At 74.3% G+C, this 20,178-nt stretch carries 19 protein-coding genes and 1 riboswitch; of the genes, 10 read left to right on the top strand and 9 right to left on the bottom strand.

Annotation, left to right across the window (positions count from 1 at the left end):
* Nucleotides 1-53 precede the first annotated feature (53 nt).
* From ACFYOJ_RS06790 to thiO, 3 genes are all read right to left on the bottom strand, one after another.
* The gene (locus ACFYOJ_RS06790) at nucleotides 54-848 is read right to left on the bottom strand and encodes a thiazole synthase (RefSeq protein ID WP_356552152.1); all 795 of its coding nucleotides are present in this window, start codon (nucleotides 846-848) and stop codon (nucleotides 54-56) included.
* A 3-nt stretch (nucleotides 849-851) separates the two neighbouring features.
* Nucleotides 852-1,052 carry a sulfur carrier protein ThiS gene (thiS, locus tag ACFYOJ_RS06785; RefSeq protein ID WP_356552150.1) on the bottom strand — a complete coding sequence of 67 codons (201 nt, stop codon included), beginning with the start codon at nucleotides 1,050-1,052 and terminating at the stop codon, nucleotides 852-854.
* Entirely contained in the window at nucleotides 1,049-2,263 is a 1,215-nt protein-coding gene (thiO, locus tag ACFYOJ_RS06780; protein ID WP_356552148.1) for a glycine oxidase ThiO, read from the bottom strand. Before thiO ends, thiS begins: the two co-directional genes overlap by 4 nt.
* Nucleotides 2,261-2,373, bottom strand: a riboswitch (TPP riboswitch). (Overlaps the previous gene by 3 nt.)
* Nucleotides 2,374-2,424: 51 nt before the next feature.
* Here thiO and ACFYOJ_RS06775 point away from each other — a divergent pair.
* The 6 genes from ACFYOJ_RS06775 to ACFYOJ_RS06750 all read left to right on the top strand — a co-directional run bounded on the left by ACFYOJ_RS06775 (nucleotide 2,425) and on the right by ACFYOJ_RS06750 (nucleotide 7,418).
* A complete protein-coding gene (locus ACFYOJ_RS06775) occupies nucleotides 2,425-2,775 on the top strand; it encodes a hypothetical protein (RefSeq protein ID WP_356552147.1) in 351 nt (116 codons plus the stop codon).
* Between the two features lie 32 nt (nucleotides 2,776-2,807).
* Nucleotides 2,808-4,070, top strand: a complete 1,263-nt coding sequence (locus ACFYOJ_RS06770; protein ID WP_356552145.1) for an FAD-dependent oxidoreductase — start codon at nucleotides 2,808-2,810, stop codon at nucleotides 4,068-4,070.
* 66 nt (nucleotides 4,071-4,136) lie between these two features.
* The gene (locus tag ACFYOJ_RS06765) at nucleotides 4,137-4,502 is read left to right on the top strand and encodes an Rv2175c family DNA-binding protein (RefSeq protein WP_356552143.1); all 366 of its coding nucleotides are present in this window, start codon (nucleotides 4,137-4,139) and stop codon (nucleotides 4,500-4,502) included.
* Nucleotides 4,503-4,666: 164 nt separating this feature from the next.
* Nucleotides 4,667-5,323, top strand: coding sequence for a thiamine phosphate synthase (gene thiE, locus ACFYOJ_RS06760; RefSeq protein WP_356552142.1), 657 nt, complete (start codon nucleotides 4,667-4,669; stop codon nucleotides 5,321-5,323).
* Nucleotides 5,324-5,475: 152 nt separating this feature from the next.
* Nucleotides 5,476-6,399 (top strand): methylenetetrahydrofolate reductase [NAD(P)H], encoded by a 924-nt coding sequence (gene metF / locus ACFYOJ_RS06755; RefSeq protein WP_356552140.1) that lies wholly within the window; start codon nucleotides 5,476-5,478, stop codon nucleotides 6,397-6,399.
* 56 nt (nucleotides 6,400-6,455) lie between these two features.
* Nucleotides 6,456-7,418, top strand: a complete 963-nt coding sequence (locus ACFYOJ_RS06750; protein WP_356552138.1) for a hypothetical protein — start codon at nucleotides 6,456-6,458, stop codon at nucleotides 7,416-7,418.
* Between the two features lie 53 nt (nucleotides 7,419-7,471).
* Here ACFYOJ_RS06750 and ACFYOJ_RS06745 read toward each other — a convergent pair whose 3' ends face one another.
* Complete coding sequence (locus ACFYOJ_RS06745) at nucleotides 7,472-8,962, bottom strand: NAD(P)/FAD-dependent oxidoreductase (protein WP_356552137.1); 1,491 nt, start codon at nucleotides 8,960-8,962, stop codon at nucleotides 7,472-7,474.
* Nucleotides 8,963-9,406: 444 nt separating this feature from the next.
* A complete protein-coding gene (locus tag ACFYOJ_RS06740) occupies nucleotides 9,407-10,036 on the bottom strand; it encodes a TetR/AcrR family transcriptional regulator (RefSeq protein WP_356552135.1) in 630 nt (209 codons plus the stop codon).
* Between the two features lie 182 nt (nucleotides 10,037-10,218).
* On the opposite strand from ACFYOJ_RS06740, the gene ACFYOJ_RS06735 reads away from it, so the two are divergent.
* From ACFYOJ_RS06735 to ACFYOJ_RS06725, 3 genes are all read left to right on the top strand, one after another.
* Nucleotides 10,219-10,893, top strand: a complete 675-nt coding sequence (locus ACFYOJ_RS06735) for an SAV_6107 family HEPN domain-containing protein (RefSeq protein WP_356552133.1) — start codon at nucleotides 10,219-10,221, stop codon at nucleotides 10,891-10,893.
* A 183-nt stretch (nucleotides 10,894-11,076) separates the two neighbouring features.
* Complete coding sequence (locus ACFYOJ_RS06730) at nucleotides 11,077-11,904, top strand: methyltransferase (protein WP_356552132.1); 828 nt, start codon at nucleotides 11,077-11,079, stop codon at nucleotides 11,902-11,904.
* 278 nt (nucleotides 11,905-12,182) lie between these two features.
* Nucleotides 12,183-12,584, top strand: a complete 402-nt coding sequence (locus ACFYOJ_RS06725) for a DUF3040 domain-containing protein (RefSeq protein WP_356552130.1) — start codon at nucleotides 12,183-12,185, stop codon at nucleotides 12,582-12,584.
* A 339-nt stretch (nucleotides 12,585-12,923) separates the two neighbouring features.
* Here the strand turns inward: ACFYOJ_RS06725 and ACFYOJ_RS06720 are convergent, their stop codons facing one another.
* The 4 genes from ACFYOJ_RS06720 to ACFYOJ_RS06705 all read right to left on the bottom strand — a co-directional run bounded on the left by ACFYOJ_RS06720 (nucleotide 12,924) and on the right by ACFYOJ_RS06705 (nucleotide 18,768).
* Complete coding sequence (locus ACFYOJ_RS06720; protein ID WP_356552128.1) at nucleotides 12,924-15,314, bottom strand: DUF3488 and transglutaminase-like domain-containing protein; 2,391 nt, start codon at nucleotides 15,312-15,314, stop codon at nucleotides 12,924-12,926.
* A gap of 115 nt (nucleotides 15,315-15,429) precedes the next feature.
* The gene (locus ACFYOJ_RS06715; protein WP_356552127.1) at nucleotides 15,430-16,812 is read right to left on the bottom strand and encodes a DUF58 domain-containing protein; all 1,383 of its coding nucleotides are present in this window, start codon (nucleotides 16,810-16,812) and stop codon (nucleotides 15,430-15,432) included.
* Nucleotides 16,812-17,885 carry an AAA family ATPase gene (locus ACFYOJ_RS06710; protein WP_388596256.1) on the bottom strand — a complete coding sequence of 358 codons (1,074 nt, stop codon included), beginning with the start codon at nucleotides 17,883-17,885 and terminating at the stop codon, nucleotides 16,812-16,814. The genes ACFYOJ_RS06715 and ACFYOJ_RS06710 overlap by 1 nt, the downstream gene beginning before the upstream one ends.
* Nucleotides 17,886-18,219: 334 nt before the next feature.
* A complete protein-coding gene (locus tag ACFYOJ_RS06705) occupies nucleotides 18,220-18,768 on the bottom strand; it encodes a carbonic anhydrase (protein WP_356552126.1) in 549 nt (182 codons plus the stop codon).
* A 428-nt stretch (nucleotides 18,769-19,196) separates the two neighbouring features.
* Between ACFYOJ_RS06705 and rsmH the strand changes: the two genes are divergently transcribed.
* Nucleotides 19,197-20,153, top strand: coding sequence for a 16S rRNA (cytosine(1402)-N(4))-methyltransferase RsmH (rsmH, locus tag ACFYOJ_RS06700; protein WP_356552124.1), 957 nt, complete (start codon nucleotides 19,197-19,199; stop codon nucleotides 20,151-20,153).
* Nucleotides 20,154-20,178 lie beyond the last annotated feature (25 nt).

The following is a 20,178-nucleotide window of genomic DNA, read 5'->3' as shown; positions in this document are numbered from 1 at the left end:
CGGCACTCCGTACGCCCGGGCGAGCGCGCTCTCCCGGGCCCGGCGCCCCGTACCTAGAAGGCGGGCCGCTCCGGGTCCAGCACCGCCAACCCCTCTGCGGGGGACGACGCCTCGGCGAAATACCGCCGCGGGATCCGCCCCGCACGCCGGGCCAGCCGCCCCGCCTCCACCGCGTGCCGCATGCCCTCGGCCATGAGCACCGGCTCCTGCGCCCGCGTCACCGCCGAGGCCAGCATCACACCAGCGCACCCCAGCTCCATCGCCAGCGCCACGTCCGACGCCGTACCGGCCCCCGCGTCGAGGATCACCGGAACGCGCGCGCGCTCCACGATCAGCTCGAAGTTGTGCGGGTTGCGGATGCCGAGCCCCGAGCCGATCGGCGAGCCGAGCGGCATGACCGCCGCGCACCCGACGTCCTCCAGCTTCCGCGCGAGCACCGGGTCGTCGTTCGTGTACGGCAGCACGGTGAAGCCGTCGTCCACCAGCGTCTCCGCCGCGTCCAGCAGCTCGACGGGGTCCGGCAGCAGGGTGCGCTCGTCGGCGATGACCTCCAGCTTGACCAGGTCCGTGCCGAGGGCCTCGCGCGCCAGGCGGGCGGTGAGGACGGCCTCCCCGGCGGTGAAGCAGCCGGCCGTGTTCGGCAGCACCCCGATGCCGAGCCTCTCCAGCACCGACAGCACGGACCCGTGCACGGACGGGTCCACCCTGCGCATCGCGACGGTCGTCAGCTGTGTGCCGGACGCCACCAGCGCGCGCTCCAGCACGTCCAGGCTGGGCGCTCCGCCGGTGCCCATGATCAGGCGGGACGTGTAGGCCGTACCGCCGAGGACGAAGGGATCGTCGGCCATGGGTCAGCCTCCCTGGACGGCGGTGAGGACTTCGACGCGGTCGCCGTCGGACAGGGCCGTGGCGGGCCACTGCGCGCGCGGGACGACGGTCTCGTTCAGGGCGGCGGCCACTCCGGACGGCGCCGCGGTGAGCGTGCCCACCAGGGCGTCCAGGGCCGTGCCGGGAGCCACCTCGCGCGGCTCTCCGTTGACGGAGATCTTCATACGGTCTGCTCCGTGAGTGTCGCGGGGACGGCGCCGAAGCGCCGGGGGGTGAAGGGCCGGGCCTCGTCCGGGAGCTCCCCGGTGGTCAGCACGTGCGCCATGACGTCGCCGGTGACCGGGGTCAGCAGCACGCCGTTGCGGTGGTGCCCGGTGGCCAGCAGCAGCCCGTCCAGCTCCGTCGGGCCGAGCAGCGGGGCGTTGTCGGGGGAGCCGGGGCGCAGGCCCGCCAGGGTCTCCGTCAGCGGCAGCTCGGTGATGCCGGGGACCAGCTCGTGGGCGTCGCGCAGCAGCTCGTAGACGCCGCCCGCGGTCACCGTCGTGTCCCAGCCCAGCTCCTCGCTGGTGGCGCCGACGACCAGCTCGCCGTTCTCCCGGGGCACCAGGTAGAGGGGGTTGCCGCGCACCACGGCACGCACCGTCCGGCTCAGCAGCGGCCCGTGCGTCCGCGGCATGGCCAGCCGCAGCACCTGCCCCTTCACCGGCCGCACCGGCGGCCGCACGGCGTCCGGCACGCCCGCGAGGCGCCCGCTCAGGCTGCCGCCGGCCAGCACCACCCGCCCGGCCGTGAGCGCCGTGCCGTCGGCCGTGACGACGCCGGTCGCCCGGTCCCCGGCGACGGTGAGCCGCTCGGCCCGCGCCCGGTGGAGGACCACGCCCGCCCGCTCGCAGGCGGCCACCAGGGCGCCGGCCAGACGCCGGGGGTCGATCTGGTGGTCGCCGTCCACCCGCAGCCCCCCGCGCACGCCCGGCGCGAGCATCGGCTCCAGGCGTCGGCACTCGCGCCCCGTCAGCCACTCCGACTCCAGCCCCGAGCGCTCCTGCAGCGCGTGCAGCTCCCGCAGGTGGGCGCGGTCGTCGGCGTCCAGCGCGACGGCCAGGGTGCCGCAGCGGCGGTACCCGAGACCGTGGCCGGTGAGATCGGTCAGCTCGGCGGCGAACTCCGGATAGCGGCGGGCCGAGGCGAGGTTCAGCGCGAGCAGCGTCTGCTCACCGTGGTGCAGTTCCGTGACGGCGGCCAGCATCCCGGCCGCCACCCGGGCCGCGCCGCCGCCCGGGGCGGGGTCCACGAGGGCCGTGGCGAGCCCGCGCTGCGCGGACCGCCACGCCGTGACCAGGCCGATGATCCCGCCGCCCACGACGAGGACGTCCGGCGTGCGCGGTGACACGCGGGGTGACGACGGTGCGGATGCTGTGATCGGTGGGGACGACATGGGCGTCCAGCCCCTCCCTTCGCCGGCATGACCCGGATCAGGTTCGTACGGTCGGAGGCCGTTCAGCCTCCCTCTCAGCCCGGTGCGTCCGGGCTCCCGCGAGTGCTTTACGGTGGCCACCCTAGCCCGCAGCACTCCGAAGCCGTAAGGGAGCCTCCACCGTGGCCCGTTCGCTCGACGGTCTGGTCCTCGCCCCGGTCGCCGACCAGGCCCCCGGCCAGGTCGGCACCCGCACCCGGTTCACCTACCACGAACAGGACGGCGAGGTCTGGGCCGAGTACGCGGGCGGCGACGTCGTACGCGGCCGGCTGGTGGGCGTCCGCGAGGGCGACCGGCTCGACTTCCGGTACGTGCAGCTCAGGACCGACGGCGGCACCTCGTCCGGGCACTGCGTGTCGACGGTCGTCGACCTGCCCGACGGGCGGGTGCGCCTGGAGGAGACCTGGGAGTGGGAGTCGCGGGAGGGCAGCGGGACGAGCGTTGTGGAGGAGATCACCGCGTCCGGCGACTGACCCGCGATCCCCCGGACGCCTAAGGTGACCGGGTGAGCGAGCAGACACGGGAACGGACGGCGGACGCGGGATGCCGCGTGGTCGTCGTCGGCGCGGGCATGGCGGGCGTGCAGACCGCGGTGGCCCTGCGCGAACAGGGATTCACCGGCACCGTCACCCTGATCGGCGCCGAACCCCACCAGCCGTACGACCGCCCGCCGCTGTCCAAGGCCGTCCTGCTCGGCACCGCCGAGGGCTCCGCCTTCGACGTCGACTTCGAGGCGCTCGGCATCGGGCTGCGGCTCGGCTGCGAGGCACTGGGCGTCCGCCCCGGCGCGCACGTCCTGGACACATCCGCCGGGCCGGTGCCGTACGACCGCCTCGTCCTCGCGACCGGCGCCGAACCGCTCCGGCTGCCCGGCACCGAGGGCGTCCCCGGCGTGCACCTGCTGCGCACCCTGGACGACGCCGAGCGGCTGCGCCCCGTGCTCGCCCGGCAGCACGACATCGTGGTCGTCGGCGCGGGCTGGATCGGCGCCGAGTTCGCCACCGCGGCGCGCGAGGCGGGCTGCGCGGTGACCGTCGTGGAGGCCGCCGACCGGCCCCTCGCCGGTGCGCTGCCCGCCGAGGTCGCCGCCCCCATGTCCGCCTGGTACGCCGACGCGGGCGCCGTCCTGCGCACCGGCGCACGCGTGGAGCGCGTCGAGCCCGGGGGGCCGGGGGAGGCCGGTCACGTCGTCGTCCTCGACGACGGCACGCGGCTGCCGGCCGGCGCCGTCGTCGTCGGCATCGGGGCCCGGCCCGCCACCGCCTGGCTCGCCGGCTCCGGGATCGGGCTCGGCCCGCACGGCGAGGTCCTGGCCGACGACCGTCTGCGCACCTCGGCGCCGGACGTGTACGCGGTCGGCGACTGCGCGTCCTTCCCGTCCGGCCGGTACGGCGAGCGGCTGCTCGTCCACCACTGGGACAACGCCCTCCAGGGCCCGCGCACCGTCGCCGCGGGCATCGTCGGCGCCGCCGCCGGCGAGGTCCCGGCCGCCTACGACCCGGTGCCGTACTTCTGGTCCGAGCAGTTCGGCCGGTTCGTGCAGTACGCGGGTCACCACACGTCCGCCGACACCGTCCTGTGGCGCGGCGACCCCTCCGGTCCCGCCTGGTCCGTCTGCTGGCTGCGCGACGGCCGCCTGACCGCCCTGCTGGCGGTGGGCCGCCCGCGGGACCTGGCACAGGGCAGACGCCTGATCGAGGCGGGCGCGCGGATGGACCCGCGGCTGCTCGCCGACCCGGCCAGGCCGCTGAAGACGGCGACGGCGTGACCTCGGGCCGCCCGTGACGGCCGGGTCCGGTTTCCGACTGTCGGTGGCAGATGGCAGGCTTGGGACGTGACCGAGATTGACGCAAAGATCGATGCTCTCGTACCCGCCTGGCTCACTGTTCCCGACATCGCCGAGATGCTCGGCGTCGAGGTGACCCGTGTGCGGCAGCTGATCAAGGAAGGCCAGCTCATCGCCGTGCGACGCGGGGAGAACCGCGCGCTGCACGTCCCGGCGGCCTTCATCGACGGGGACAAGATCGTCAAGGGCCTGGTGGGGACCCTGACGCTGTTGCGGGACGACGGCTTCACGGTCGAGGAGATGCTCGAGTGGCTCTTCACGCCCGACCCGTCCCTGCCCGGCACCCCCGCGCAGGCACTGAGCGAGAATCGTGGCACGGAGGTGAAGCGCCGCGCCCAGGCGCTCGCCGTCTGACCTGACACACCGTCCGGTGTACGGGCCGGGCCACCGGTCCCGGCCCGTACACCGGACGCGAGCCACGGCCGCCACCGGCCGCCGCACGGCCCGTATGCCACGGCGTCGCCCGCCGCGGCCCGTACGCCATCGAGGCCCGTACGCCATCGACCTGGGGGACACGTATGTCCGACACCGCCGCCACCGCCCGCGCCCGGCTCGCCGACGCCCGGCTCTACCTGTGCACGGACGCCCGCCGGAGCCAGGGCGACCTGCCCGAATTCCTGGACGCGGTGCTGGCCGGCGGCGTCGACATCGTGCAGCTGCGCGACAAGGGCATGGAGGCCGCCGAGGAACTGGAACACCTGGAGGTCTTCGCCGACGCCTGCGCCCGCCACGGCAAGCTCCTCGCCGTCAACGACCGCGCGGACGTCGCCCACGCCGCCCGCGCCGACGTGCTGCACCTAGGACAGGGCGACCTCCCGGTGCCCGCCGCCCGGGCGATCCTCGGCGACGGCGTCCTCGTCGGCCGCTCCACGCACGCCGAGTCCGAGGCCGCCGCGGCCGCCGTCCAGGAGGGCGTGGACTACTTCTGCACCGGCCCGTGCTGGCCGACCCCCACCAAGCCCGGCCGCCACGCACCCGGCCTCGGCCTCGTCCGGTACACGGCCTCCCTCGGCACCGACCGCCCCTGGTTCGCCATCGGCGGCATCGACCTCGGCAACCTCGACCAGGTGCTGGACGCGGGCGCCCGCCGGGTCGTCGTCGTCCGCGCCATCACCGCGGCCGACGATCCCGGCGCGGCGGCGGCCGAGTTCGCGAAGCGCCTGCGGCAGGCGTAGGACGGCAGGTGCAGGACGGCGGACGGCGAACGAGGGCGCGTCCGGTGCCGTTGCCGGGGGCATGTGTCCAAGGGATGGACAACAAGTCGACAAAGCGGATGAATCCCCCTCGTCCGGTTGGGGGACCGCCGCCCCCTGGCTAACCTGCCCGTATGGCCCTCGGAACCGCATCCACCAGGACTGATCGCGCACGCACCGTGCGTGACATTCTCGCCGCCGGCAAGACGACGTACTCGTTCGAGTTCTCCGCGCCGAAGACCGCCAAGGGCGAGAAGAACCTCTGGAGTGCGCTCCGCAGGGTGGAGGCGGTCGCCCCGGACTTCGTCTCCGTGACCTACGGCGCGGGCGGATCCACCCGCGCCGGCACGGTCAGGGAGACCGAGCAGATCGTCGCCGACACGACCCTGACCCCGGTCGCCCACCTCACCGCGGTCGACCACTCCGTCGCCGAACTGCGCAACATCATCGGCCAGTACGCCGACGCCGGGATCCGCAACATGCTGGCCGTGCGCGGCGACCCGCCCGGCGACCCGACGGCCGACTGGGTCCCGCATCCGCAGGGCCTGACCTACGCCGCCGAACTCGTCCGGCTGATCAAGGAGTCCGGCGACTTCTGCGTCGGCGTGGCGGCCTTCCCGGAGATGCATCCGCGCTCCGCGGACTGGGACACGGACGTCGCGCACTTCGTCGACAAGTGCCGGGCCGGCGCGGACTACGCGATCACGCAGATGTTCTTCCACCCCGAGTCGTACCTGCGCCTGCGCGACAGGGTCACCGCGGCCGGCTGCGAGACCCCGATCATCCCCGAGGTCATGCCGGTGACCAGTGTGAAGATGCTGGAGAGGTTGCCGAAACTCAGTAACGCCTCGTTCCCTGCCGGGCTGAAAGAGCGGATCCTCTCGGCACAGGACGATCCGGCGGCTGTACGCTCCATTGGCATCGAGTTCGCCACGGAGTTCTGCGCGCGGCTGCTGGCCGAGGGTGTTCCCGGACTGCACTTCATCACGCTGAACAACTCCACGGCGACGCTGGAGATCTACGAGAATCTGGGCCTGCACCACCCCCCGCGGGCCTAGACCTGTCGCACATAGGTGCGACACACTGCGTAACGGCCACTGGGAGAGGGGCGTACATGGGCTGGACGGTCCTCTACATCGCGTTCGGCATCGTCGCGTTGTGGCTGCTCGGTGAGGTGCTGCTGCAGTACAAGGCGCGGCTGCGCTGGCGACTGCTCGCCTTCGGCGGGTTCGCCGCCGTCGTGGCCGGCGTACTGATGTCGAACGTGCTGGTCATCGGCGTGGGTGCTGCCGCCTTCGCGGTCGGCCAGACCTACGTCACCCTGTCGTTCCGCCAGGGCTTCGAGGCCGGGTGGGCGGTCAACGCCCCGGCGGGTCTCGTCGGAGCCAAGCGCCGCCGCCCCGAACGCGGCCGCGGGCAGCCGACGTTGGAGGTCTCCGGCCTGGAAGCGGAGGCGCCCCTCCCCGGCGCGCACGGCCCCGTGCAGAACGGCGACGACCACGACCGTGACGACTACGGCCGTGCCGACCACGACCGGGACGACGTCTTCACGCCGGTGCGCCACACCGACGCCACGGCCGCGGAGACCACCGCCCTCTACGAACCGCAGCCCCTGCCCGACGACACCGGTTCGTACGGCGTGTACGCCGGTTCCGGCACCGGACACGCTCCGCAGGCGCCGGCCGCGGCGGGCACCACCGACCCGTCCTACGGCTACGACCACTCCGCCTACGCTCAGCAGGGCTACGGCTACGACACCGGCCAGCAGTACGCCGCCTACTCCGACCCGTACGTCGGCACCCCCACCTACGGCGGCGGAGCGTACGAGACCGGCGGCTACGACACCGCAGGTCGGCAGCAGTACCCCGCGCAGGGCTACGGCCAGGACCCGTACACCCCCGGCTCGACCGGCGGTTACGGCTCACAGACCCCCGCCGGCGGGGTGTGGGTGCCGCAGCAGCGCAGCGCCGACGACCCCTACGGCGGCGAGCTCCCGCCCGAGCAGACCTACCCGCACCCGGGCAACGACCCGGCGCCGAACCCGAGTCAGGGCTACGACGAGCAGTACCGCTTCTGACGAGCAGTACCGCTTGCGACGGACGCGGGGCCCGGCGCCGGGCCCCGCGTCTCTCACTGGGAGCCCCGGAACTCCGGCCCCTCCACGACGAGTCCGGCGACCAGCGCGCCCGACATGCCCGCATGCGGCAGCCCGCCGCCGGGGTGCGACCAGCCGCCCGCCGTGAACAGCCCCGTCACACGGGTGCTGTTGCCGGGATGCAGCAGACGCCCGTCGGCCGCCGCCAGCGCGGGCGGCGGGACCGCGCCGCCCGCCGCCCCGGTCTCCGCCGCGATGTCGGCGGGGGCACGCACCTCGTGCCACAGAAGGCGGTCGCGCAGGTCCGGCACGGCGCGTCCGGCCACGTCGAGGAGGCGCTCGGCGTGGTCCCCGGCGTCCGCCCCCTCGGGCACCACGGAGGTGAGCACGACCGCCTCGTGGTCCGGGCCGGGGACGGACGCCGGGTCGTTTGGGCGCAGGACCGTGACGGTGGGCCGGGCGGGCACGCCGGGCACGGCACCGAACAGGGACTCCAGCTCGCCCTCACGGTCCGCCGTGTGCACCACCGTGCGGTGCGCCGTACCCGCCGGGCGGCCGCCCCGCAGCGCCGCCAGCACCGTGATCCGGCTCGGCGCCCCGCGCTGCGGCAGGACCTCGCCCTCGCCGCGCACCGCGACGCCGCCGGTGAGCCGGTCCAGGACGCCGGGCGCCACACCGGCGACCACGAACTCGGCCTCCGCCACCTCCCCGCCGGCCAGCTCCACGCCCGCCACCCGGCCGTCCTTCTCGACGACCCCCGTGACCTCGGTGCCGAAGCGGAACCCGACCCGGCGGGCCAGGCACCGCTCGTACACCGCCCGCGCCAGCTCCCGCAGCCCGCCGCGCACGTACCACATGCCGAAGGCGTGCTCCATGTACGGCAGCACCGCCGTGTTCGCCGGAGCCGTCCGCGGATCGAGGCCGTACGCGAGCGCGTGGCTCTCCAGCAGGGCGGCGAGCCGGGCGTCCCGCAGCTCCCAGGCGCCCACCTCGGCGAGCGTGCCGGCCCGGCGGGTGCGCAGCAGCCGCTTGTGGGGGACCGACGGATAGGGCTCACGCTCGCCCAGCACCCGCCAGTCGGGCCACAGCGGTTCCTCGAGCAGCGGCCGGCGGGTGCGGTCCCACGCCTCCCGGGCCCGCACCAGGAAGTCGCCCCAGCGCTGACCGGCGGGCGCGCCGAGCGCCTCGTCCAGCGCGGCGACCACGCCCGCGCGCGAGGCGTTCGGCAGCGAGACCTCCGTGCCGTCCGCGAACACATGCCGGGACGACGGGTCGACCTGGACCAGTTCGACGCAGGACTCCAGCGGCTCCTTGCCGGTCTTGACGAACAGGTCGCGCCAGACCGCGGGCAGCGGCAGCAGACCCGGGCCGGTGTCGAAGGAGAAACCGTCCCGCTCGAAGCGGCGCACCGCGCCGCCGTACGTCCCGGTCCGCTCGTACACCACCACCCGGTGGCCCGCGACGGCCAGCCGGGCAGCGGCCGCCATCGCGCCCATCCCGGCGCCGATCACCGCAATCCGTGCCATGCCAGGGACTTTATCCGCCGCCACCGACAGCACGGCCCGCGGGCCGTGCACCGCCGGCCGGGCCCGTCGAGCACACCGCGGGCGTGCCGATGTCCGGGCGGCGCCGTGCCGAGCCGGGCCCGGATGCCCCGGGCTGAGTACTCGTACCTAGAAGAGGAGATGAGTACGCGCGCGGATGGGTCCCGACCTGTGGGAACGAGAGAGTGGAGCCACGGAGAGGGGCACGGCTCCGGCACCGGCGACACGGGGTGCCGGAACGGAGCCGGGCCCGCGATCCGCTCCTTCCGCCGGCCGAGGCCGTCGGGAGCGAGGTACGGGGGAAGCCCGGGGGACGACCGAGAACGGGGGCCCACGGGGGGACGTACGGGGGAACAGGGCGCCGGTCCGGCGACGGCCACGGGGGACGAGGCCACCGCCGGACCGGCGCCCCTCGTGCGCGGCGTCTCAGGGCCGGCCGCTCACCCGCCCCTGCAGCAGCCGCGACAGGGCCGCGTGGACGTCGTCGAGGGAACGCTCCGGCTGGAACGACTTCCAGTCCAGCGCGGCCACCAGGACCATGCCGACCAGCGCGGCGGCGGTCAGCGGCACGTCGATCTCCCCGCTGAACTCACCGCTCTCCACGCCTTTGCGCAGCACGCCCTCCACCACCGCGACGGCCTCCTGCCGGACCACCAGCAGGGTGGACTGCCAGGCACGGTTGGTGCGCCACAGCTCGGCCACGTACAGCTGGGTGAAGGCGGGGTAGCGGTCGATGAAGACGAGCCCCGCGCGGACCATCGCGTCCAGGGCGTCGACCTGCCCCCGGCCCTCCCGCGCCGTCCGTTCGGCGGCCTGCCGCAGCGAAGCCGCCAGGAGCCCGACACCGTGCCGCAGCAGCTCCTCGAAGAGCACGGACTTGCTGGCGAAGTTGTAGTAGACCGTGCCCTTCGCGACCCCGGCGCGCTCGGCGATCTCGTCCACGGTGGTGGCGGAGAAGCCCTGCTCGGCGATGAGGGTGACGGCCGCCTCGTAGAGCTTCTGCCGGGTGGCCTCACGACGGCTGCTGCCGCGCGGGGCGGTGCTGCTGCGTTCCATGTCCCCGATTCTCACAGCCCTCTCTCCGGCTGTCCGAGCGGGTCGTCGCAGGGCCGGGCGGCCCACCCGAACCGAACCCACGACCGAAGGAAAAGACCAGGTCGGAACGGATTGTCAGTGGCATACCGCACGATGTGCACATACGGCCACAGTGCCGTCACGGAGACGACAGGAGGATCGTCATGGCCCACTCGTCCGCAGCCGCCGCCCGGCGGCACCGCGCAGCCGGCCCTGCCCCCTCGCTGAACGGCCCGGCCGACGACGTGCACCCCGTGCTGCGCCGGACCACCGCCCCGCCCGCCGCCCTCGGCCTGCTCGCCCAGGCGCGCGCCGGGCTGGAAGAGGCCACCGTCCTCGAGACACCGAACGAGCGGTACGCGACCGCCCACCTCGCGGCGCTGCGCACCGCCGCCGCGGTCCTCGCCGCCCGGGGCCGCCCTGAGGCCACCCCGCGGGCCCGGGCCCGCATCCGCAGCGCCTGGGAGGTACTCCCGGAGATCGCTCCCGAGCTCGCCGACTGGAGCGCGCTGTTCGCCTCCGGAGCCCGGCGCCGTGCCCGGGCCGAAGCGGGTATCCAGGGCGCCGCCGGCAAGCGGGACGCCGACGACCTGATACGCGACGTGGCGATGTTCCTGCGCATCGTGGAGAGGATGCTCGCCCTCCAGCCGGTCCTGCCCCGGTCCCGCCCCGACACGGATGACCCGCGGCCGGACGGTGCGGACGGGGGCGGCCCGCAGCCCGGCCGCAAGGAGCGGGACCGGACGGGCACGGCATCGCCGGCCGGCAGCCGGGCCGCCTCGCCGCGTCCCCGCCCGCACCGCGGCGGCGCGGGCCGTGACCTGCCGGACGCGGGATGAGCACGCCGGCCGGACCGGGGCCGCCGTGGCCGCGGGCGACGGCACCCGGAGTGACCGGCCGCGACAGCGGAGGCAATAGGGTGGGAGACGCCTGAAGCCTGCCCCGTCCCGCACCCGGGCCGGGGCGGCAGCCCGTTCGCTCCGCCCGTGCCAGAGGCGGTGCCGCGCCGAGGAGTCAATGCCGTGTCGGACCCGATGCGCCCGCCCGTGTCCCCCCACCGCCCGCACACGGCGTCGCCGCGCTCCGAGCCCGCGCGGTCCCGCGCCGCCCTGCGGACCGCCGTGGTCTGGGAGGTCCTGCAGGAAGCCCTCGACCGCCGGGTCAAGGCCACCGGCCGTCAGGCGCTGGACGTCCTGGACACCGGCGGCGGCAGCGGCAACTTCGCGGTGCCCCTGGCGCTTCTCGGCCACCACGTCACCGTCGTCGACCCCAGCCCCAACGCACTCTTCGCGCTGGAGCGCCGGGCCGCCGAGGCAGAGGTCGCCGACCGGGTCCGGGGCGTGCAGGGCGACGTCCACGGCCTCTTCGACGTCGTCGAGCGCGGCGGCTACGACGCGGTGCTGTGCCACGGCGTCCTGGAGTACGTGGACGACCCCGCGGAGGGCGTGCGCAACGCGGTGGCCGCGCTGCGTACCGAGGGCCTCCTCAGCCTGCTCGCCGCCGGTCTGGGCGGTGCCGTGCTCGCGCGGGCCCTCGCCGGCCACTTCACGGAGGCCCGGCAGGCGCTCGACGACCCGGACGGCCGCTGGGGCACGGGAGACCCGATGCCCCGGCGCTTCACCGCACAGCAGCTCACCGGACTGGTCGAGGACGCGGGGCTGCGGGTCGGCGCCGTGCACGGAGTGCGGATCTTCGCCGACATGGTCCCCGGCGCGCTGGTCGACACCGAGCCCGGGGCCCTGGACGCGCTGCTCAGGCTCGAGGCCGCGGCGGCCGAGCTCGCCGCGTTCCACTCCGTGGCCACGCAGCTGCACGTGCTCGGTGAGACACGGGGGACCGAGGAGGCCTGAGAGCCGCTCGGGAGACAGGGCGCTGATCAGCGGCGCGGCTGCAGATGGAGTACGCCACAGGCCCCCCGAACGGGGGCCCGGCGCCGTATGATCGAGGGAGACCGCCCGGCATGACGGGTCGGCCGCTGGGGAAAGGAAACTTCAGCGAGCCGACGCGGCCATGACGGTCACCGGTTGGCCAATTGGCGTAGAGGGGCGGGTTTCACGGGGGCGATTCCCTGCCTATCCTGAAGAGACCCCCCGCGTCGCCCCGGCGACTGCACGATGAGGAGGACTCCGTGCCGCTCTCGGAGCACGAGCAGCGCATGCTCGAGCAGATGGAGCGAGCGCTGTACGCCGAAGATCCCAAGTTCGCGTCGGCGCTCGAGGGAAGCGGGCTGCGTACGTACACCCGGCGGCGGGTCTACCAGGCGGTCGCGGGCTTCCTCGTGGGAATTGCGCTCCTCATGGCAGGAATGGTCGCCAAGCAGGTCTGGCTCAGCGTGGTGGGCTTCCTGGTCATGCTGGGGTGCGCGGTGCTCGCCGTGACCGGCTGGCGCAAGGCCCCCAAGCCGGGCGAGCAGCCCGTCGCGGGCGCCGGTCCGCAGGCGGGCCGTCAGGTGCGGCAGAAACGCTCCGTGATGGATCGCATCGAGGAGCGCTGGCAGCGACGCAGGGACGAGCAGCAGGGCGGCCAGTAGCCCGGCAGTCGCTCACCACGACAGACGTATGAGGGGTGACCACCGACCCGGTGGTCACCCCTCACGCATGCCGGGACATCCTGTCCGGGCCACGGAGGCGACGGAGGCCACAGAGACCGCACAGGGACCACAGGGACCGGGCGGACTGCAGGGACCACGTCATGCGCACCCGCGAGCGGTCTGCCAGTGCCAGGCCGGGGCCGGGGACGTCCCACCGCCCGGCGGCCGGTGCCAGGCCGGTGCCGAACCCGGCCTGGCACCGGGCCGCCCGGCACCGACCCCGCCGACTGTGGCGCGGCCGCCCGCTCAGCCCCGTCCCGGCCGCCTCGCCCCGGGCGCTCAGCCCTGCTGCCCCGACGTCTTCCGCAGCGTCGGGCGGGCCGTCGAGAGGCGCTGCCTGAGGGCGGCCCACCGGTCCGAGACCGCCCAGACCACCCGTGCGGACGAACGCGGGGCGAACCGTGCGCGCAGCCTCGTCGTGCGGCTGACCGTGCCCCGCAACCCGGCGCTCACACGTCGCACGTCCTCCGCAAGACCCGCCGCGAGACGTGGCCGGGGCGCGTAGAGAACCTGCTCCACCGCGTCCGCCACCCGGTGGACCGCCGCCTCGGCGTCCGGCTCGAGCTGCCCGAGCCGGGCGATGCGCGCCGCCGCCCGACGCGGGGTCTGCGACTCCTGCGGCGGGATCCCGAAGTCCCACGCCGTGTCGGTCAGTTCCTCCCAGACCGCCAGGACGTGCGGTGCCGTGTCCTCCTCGCCACGGCCGTGCGCCCCCAAGCGGACCGACCGGGCCCGCAGGCGCCACAGCATCGGGGCCAGCGGAAGCAACAGCACCGCGAGCCCGCCCAGCACCCAGGCCAGAACCGTGTACCACTTCGGCCCCCGGTCGTCCGTGACCGCCACCGCCGCCGTCGACTCGCTCGGGCAGGCCCCCAGCCTCCTCTCCTGCGGCGGGCAGCTCTCGCCGGCCGAGGGCGCCGCCGACGGCTCCGTCGTCGCCTCCCGGGACGGCAGCACCGGATCGGGGACCGCGTTGCCCGGCGTGTTCTCCACCGTGTACGCGGGGATCGACCCCCGGGTGGGCGTCGGCTCGAAACGGGTCCAGCCCACGCCCTCGAAGTACAGCTCCGGCCAGGCGTGCGCGTCGCGCAGCCCCACCGCCACCGAACCGTCCGCCTGAGGCGTACCCGGTGCGAACCCGACCGCGACCCGCGCCGGAATGCCCAGCGAGCGGGCCATCGCCGCCATGGCGAAGGAGAAGTGCACGCAGAAACCCTGCTTGTCCTCCAGGAAACGGGCGATCGCCTGCGAGCCGCCGCCGACCTCGACCTGGGTGTCGTATTCGAAGCCGCCGTTGACCGCGAAGTACTCCTGGAGCCTGACCGCCTGCTCGTACGGGTTCGCCGCGCCCTCGGTGACGTCCCGGGCCGTCTGCGACACCACCGCCGGCAGCGAGTCCGGCAGCTCGGTGTACTCCCGCTGCAGAGCCGCCGGCGGCTGCGGTGCCGAGGCGAGCTGCTCCGCGGTCGGCCGTACGTCCAGACTCCGCACCTCGTACGTCAGCCCGCGCGTGTTCTGGCCGTGGTCACCGACCAGCGTCATGCCGACGGGCTCGTACCGCCAGTTGCCGCCGATCCGGACGCCGCTCGGCGGGTACGGCATCGGCAGCCAGTCCTGGGCGTACCAGTCCGCGGCCGAGACCGTGGTCTCGGTCTCGGTGCGCTCCACGTCGGGGCCGAGCCCGGCCGGAGAGGGGAAGGGGCCCGCCGGAACTGCGGTGATCCGCCGCTTCGAGGGCTTCCAGGTGCTGCCGTCGAATTCGTCCAGGGAAACGATCCGCAGGTACAGGTCGGAGAGGTCCTCCGCGTCCGTCTTCACGGACAGGACCTGGCGGTCCTCGTCGACGTTGAGACTGTCGCGCAGGGAGACCAGCGGGTTCACCGCGGAGATCGTGCCGTTGCCACCCGTCCCGGAGCCGGTGCCCCCGCGGGCGCCGTCCAGCAGCCCGCCGTCCATCGCGGGCAGCGCCAGGGGCACCACCAGCGCGACGCCCAGCGCGAGCGCGCCGATGCGGCGCCCGGTGCGTACCGGGGCCACCGCGCGGTCGGCACCGGCGCCCCGGGACCGGGGTGCCCCGCCGAAGACCCGGCCCCACTGCGAGAGCCTGTCACGGCCCTCGGCCAGCAGCAGCATCAGATAACCGGCCGCCGCGAGCAGGAACCACAGCCAGTCGGCACCGCCGTCGGACAGCCCCGCGGCCACCGAGTACAGGGCCAGCAGCGGCAGCCCGGCCGGCGCGGCACTGCGGAAGGTCACCGCGAGGGCGTCCACCAGCAGGCCGATCACCAGCACGCCGCCGACCAGCATCAGACGGATGCCGTCGGACTCCAGCGGAGCCGGTATCGCGTACCGGGCGATGTCGTCACCGCCCTGCCGCAGCAGCTCGGCGAAGTGCCGGAAGGCCTCCGGGCCCGGGATCAGCCCGGCCAGAGCCTGCTGCCGGGCGAAGACCCAGGTCAGCAGCAACAGCCCGGTCACGGCCTGCGCGGCGACCGTCAGCGGCCGGGCCAGAGGCACCCGCCGGGCCCCCGCGCCGACACCCGTCTGGACCGCCAGCATGACCGCCGCCTGGAAGATCCAGACGGCGGGGTCGACCAGCGGAAGCAGCGCGCACGCCGCCGACAGCGTGGCCGCCCACGCCCACAGTGCCAGCCGTGCCTGCCCGCTCACCGGCTCCCCTCCCCACGATCCGCGCTCACGGGGCCGGCGAGCGCGTGGCACGCCGGCCCCGGCCACCTCCCGCGTACGGCAGCCCGGGCGCACGGCGCCGACGGTGCCGGCCGGTTCATCGCGCCCCCTCCCCACCGCTCGTCGCCGCGAGATCCGCGCGCTCCCGGCCCGCGAGCCGCCACAGCTCCTCCAGACCGGCGCCCCGGGGCACCCCCACGGCGCTCCAGCCCGCCTCGCGCAGCATCCGCGGCCCCTCCCCGCGCACGCCGGACGGGCCGGGGACGACGGCCGGGCCGGGCACGTCGGACGAGTCTCCCCGCCAGGTCTCGCTGTCGAGCACGAACGCGATCGCGCCACCGCTGCGATGCCGCATCCTGGCGGCCACCATGGCCTGCTCCTCGTCCAGATCGCCGAAGAACGCCACCAGCAGCCCCTCGTTCCCGCCGCGCAGCACGTCGTAGGCCCGGGACAGGCCCGTGCCGTCGGAATGGCCGATCACGGCGAGGGTGTCCATCATCAGCCCGGCCGTCTCGGCCGCGCCCTGGCTCGCGCCCGCGAACCCCTCGGCACCCTCGCCGGGCACACAGTCGCCGGTGTCGGTGAGCAGCCGGACGGAGAAGCCCCGCTCCAGCATGTGCACCAGCACCGACGCCGCACCCGACACCGCCCACTCGAAGGCCGAGTCGGGCCCCGCCCCCTCGAAGGCCGTGCCCCGCGTGTCCAGGAGAACTGTGCAGCGGGCACGCTGCGGCTGTTCCTCGCGGCGCACCATCAGCTCGCCGTACCGGGCGGTGGAGCGCCAGTGCACACGTCGCAGATCGTCCCCGTAGCGGTATCCGCGCGGGATCACGTCGTCGTCGCCCGCCAGCGCGAGCGAGCGCTGCCGGCCCTCGCCGTATCCCTTCGCCTCGCCGCTCAGCCGCACCGGCGGCAGCGGCTCCACACGCGGAATCACCGTCAGGTCGTCGTGCGCGGAGAAGGACCGGGTCAGCTCGCACATGCCGAACGGGTCGGTCAGCCGCAGCTGGAGCGGGCCCAGCGGATAGCGGCCCCGCAGGTCGGAGCGGACCCGGTAGGAGACCTCGCGCCGGCCCCCCGGCTCCACCCGGTCGAGCACGAAGCGGGGACGCGGCCCCAGCACGTAGGGCACCCGGTCCTGGAGCATCAGCAGGCCGGTGGGCAACCGTGAGATGTTGTCGACGCGCAGGTGGACCCGGGCCTCGCTGCCCGCGGGGACCCGGGCCGGGGAGAGCAGCCTGCTGCCCTTCACCTGGTGCCGCGTGCGGTACAGCACCGTCGCGCACACCAGCGGCAGCACGCTCAGCAGCAGCCCGACGCGCAGCAGGTCGCTCTGACCGAGCACATAGGCGCAGATCGCGGCGGCGACACCGGCGGCCAGGAAGGAACGCCCGCGGGTGGTCAGGCCCGCCAGGGCGGTGCGGACACCGCCTCTGGTCCCGCGGCCCTCCCGCGCCCGGCCCGGCCCCCCGGCGTCCATCACAGCCTCCGCGGCTGCTGCCGGCCGTACGCCGGAGCGCCGTGCGCCACGCCGAAGCCCGTCTGCTGCTGGGACGCGGCGGGCACCGGGGTGCGCTGCAGGATGTCCTGGACGACCTGCTCGGCCGTGCGGCGGCCCAGCTGGGCCTGGGCGGTGGGCAGCAGGCGGTGGGCCAGGACGGCGACGGCGAGGGCCTGCACGTCGTCCGGCAGCGCGTACTCCCGGCCGCTCAGGGCTGCGGACGCCTTCGCCGCGCGCAGCAGATGCAGCGTCGCGCGCGGCGAGGCGCCGAGTCTGAGATCCGGGTGGGTGCGGGTGGCGGCGACCAGGTCGACGGCGTACCGCCGGACCGGGTCCGCGACGTGGACACCCCGGACCGCCTCGATCAGCTTCACGATCTCGTGCGCGTGCGCCACCGGCTGCAGACTGTCCAGCGGGTTCACCCCACCGTGCACGTCGAGCATCTGCAGCTCGGCCTCGGGGCTCGGATAACCGATGGAGACGCGTGCCATGAAACGGTCGCGCTGGGCCTCCGGAAGCGGATAGGTGCCCTCCATCTCGACCGGGTTCTGCGTCGCCACCACCATGAAGGGGCTGGGCAGCTCGTAGGTCTGCCCGTCGATGGTGACCTGGCGCTCCTCCATCGACTCCAGCAGCGCGGACTGCGTCTTCGGCGAGGCACGGTTGATCTCGTCGCCGATCACCACCTGCGCGAAGATCGCGCCCGGCTTGAACTCGAAGTCCCGGCGCTGCTGGTCCCAGATGGACACCCCGGTGATGTCCGAGGGCAACAGGTCCGGCGTGAACTGGATGCGGCGCACCGAGCAGTCGATCGACCGCGCCAGTGTCTTGGCCAGCATGGTCTTGCCGACGCCCGGGACGTCCTCGATCAGCAGGTGTCCCTCGGCGAGCAGCACGGTCAGCGCGAGCCGTACGACCTCGGGCTTGCCCTCGATCACGTTCTCCACCGAGACGCGGACCCGCTCGGCCACGGAGGTCAGGTCGTCCCCCACCCCCGCGTACGCCCGGTCGGTGGCGCCCCCATGGCTCGCCTGATCCTCATAGGTCGTCACCCCGGCCCTCCTCGGCCTTGCCCCGCGTTCACCGGGGAACGAGAGATACCCCGGACTTTCCGGTCCGGTCCGTACCGCGGACCGGCCCACCCCGAATACGGACGCCGCGCGGAAACAGTTCCGCGCGGACACCGCTTTCCCGCATTCTTGCCGCCGTTACCGATTCGTGTCACTCGCCTGTGGACAACTGACCTCGATATGTCGGGTCTTATGACCTTTGCGATCCCGTCCGGCGGAAACGCGGAAACGCGGAAACACGGAGGCAGCGACGGCCGAGGCGGCCGCGGCCGGGACGGGGAGGCGCGGACGGTGACGGCCGAGGCGGGCGGACGGATCAGCCGGGCAGGACCTCGCTCAGCCGGCCCGTCCTCACGTCGAACACGAAACCGCGCACGTCCTCGGTGTGCGGCAGGAACGGTGACGTGCGCACCCGCTGGATCGACTGCCGGACGTCCTGCTCCACGTCCTGGAAGGACTCCACCGCCCACGCGGGACGCTGGCCGACCTCCAGCTCCAGGTCGTGCCGGAAGCCCTCCGTGAGGGTCTCCATGCCGCAGCCGGTGTGGTGGATCAGGACCACGCTGCGGGTGCCCAGCGCCCGCTGACTGATGGTGAGGGAGCGGATCACGTCGTCGGTGACGACACCGCCCGCGTTGCGGATGGTGTGGCAGTCGCCGAGCCGGAGGCCGAGCGCCGCGTGCAGATCGAGGCGCGCGTCCATGCACGCCACGACGGCGACGCGCTGCACGGGACGGGCGCCCATCCCCGGATCGCTGAACGCGGCGGCGTAGCGTTCGTTCGCCTCGACGAGCCGGTCGGTGACGGTGCCGCCGCCGGCCGTGGGGGAGTCCGGGCCTGCGGGTACCGATGCGGAAGTCGTCATAGACATGACGTTACTGGCCGCCCGCGCCCCGGGCCCGTCGCGAAGAGGGACAAAGAGCACCATCACGGCTTGTTGTGAGCCGATCCACAGGGCGTGAGAACGCGCCCGTACGGGTGAAATGCCTCGTCGCACCGGTTTGCGGACGCCGGCGTCCGCCACGCGCGGGCCGGTTGATTGACCGGGCGACAGGGTGGACTAAAGTGACGCGAAGCGGGAGGCGAGGGTCTCCCCGCTGGACTGAACACCCCCGGAGACCTGGACGACGTCCCGCCAGATCTCCCCACGTGCGCGGCGCGTACGTACGGCTCGGCCTCCTCCCGCTCCCGGCCGGCTGACGCTTCCGGCGCCGGCAGGCCTCCCCTTCACGAGCGAGCGGGAGGGGACCCGGCAGTGCGTGTCGTCGTGCCGGACCCGAGAGGCCGCCCCACTTGAGTCAGAGTCGACACGTCCCGGTGATGCTCCAGCGGTGCCTGGACCTGCTGGCACCCGCCCTCCAGGAGCCGGGGGCCGTGGTGGTGGACTGCACGCTCGGGCTCGGCGGGCACAGCCAGGCGCTGCTCGACCGCTTTCCCGAGGCCCGTCTCGTCGCCCTCGACCGGGACAAGGAGGCCCTGCGCCTGTCCGGCGAGCGGCTCGCGCCCTACGGCGAGCGCGCCACCCTCGTCCACGCCGTCTACGACGAACTGCCCGACGTCCTCGACCGGCTCGGAATCCCCCGCGTCCAGGGCGTGCTGTTCGACCTGGGCGTCTCCTCCATGCAGCTCGACGAGGCCGGCCGCGGCTTCGCCTACGCCCAGGACGCCCCCCTCGACATGCGCATGGACCAGACGGCCGGCATGAGCGCCGCCGAGGTCCTCAACACCTACCCGCCCGGTGAACTCGTCCGCATCCTGCGGGCCTACGGCGAGGAGAAGCAGGCCAAGCGGATCGTCTCCGCGATCGTGCGCGAGCGCGAGAAGGAACCCTTCACCAACAGCGCCCGGCTGGTGGAGCTGATCCGCGCCGCGCTGCCGCAGGCGGCCAAGCGCACCGGCGGCAATCCGGCCAAGCGCACCTTCCAGGCCCTGCGCATCGAGGTCAACGGCGAACTGTCCGTCCTGGAGCGGGCGATCCCGGCCGCCGTCAAGGCGCTGGCCGTGGGCGGGCGGATCGCGGTGCTGTCCTACCACTCCCTGGAGGACCGGCTGGTCAAGCAGGTCTTCGCGGCGGGTGCCGCCAACACCGCGCCCCCGGGACTGCCGGTCGTGCCCGAACGCTACGCACCACGGCTCAAGCTGCTCACGCGCGGTGCCGAACTCCCCACCGAGGAGGAGATCGCCGAGAACCGGCGGGCGGCGCCGGCACGGCTGCGCGGTGCGGAGCGCGTCAGGGAGGACGTCGAGTGAAGCAGGCCAGGCGCGTGCGGATGTG

The organism is Streptomyces sp. NPDC006384 (assembly GCF_042870695.1).
Classification (GTDB): domain Bacteria; phylum Actinomycetota; class Actinomycetes; order Streptomycetales; family Streptomycetaceae; genus Streptomyces.
Note: the sequence above shows the minus strand (reverse complement) of the source record. Positions and strands in the feature narration are given on the sequence as shown.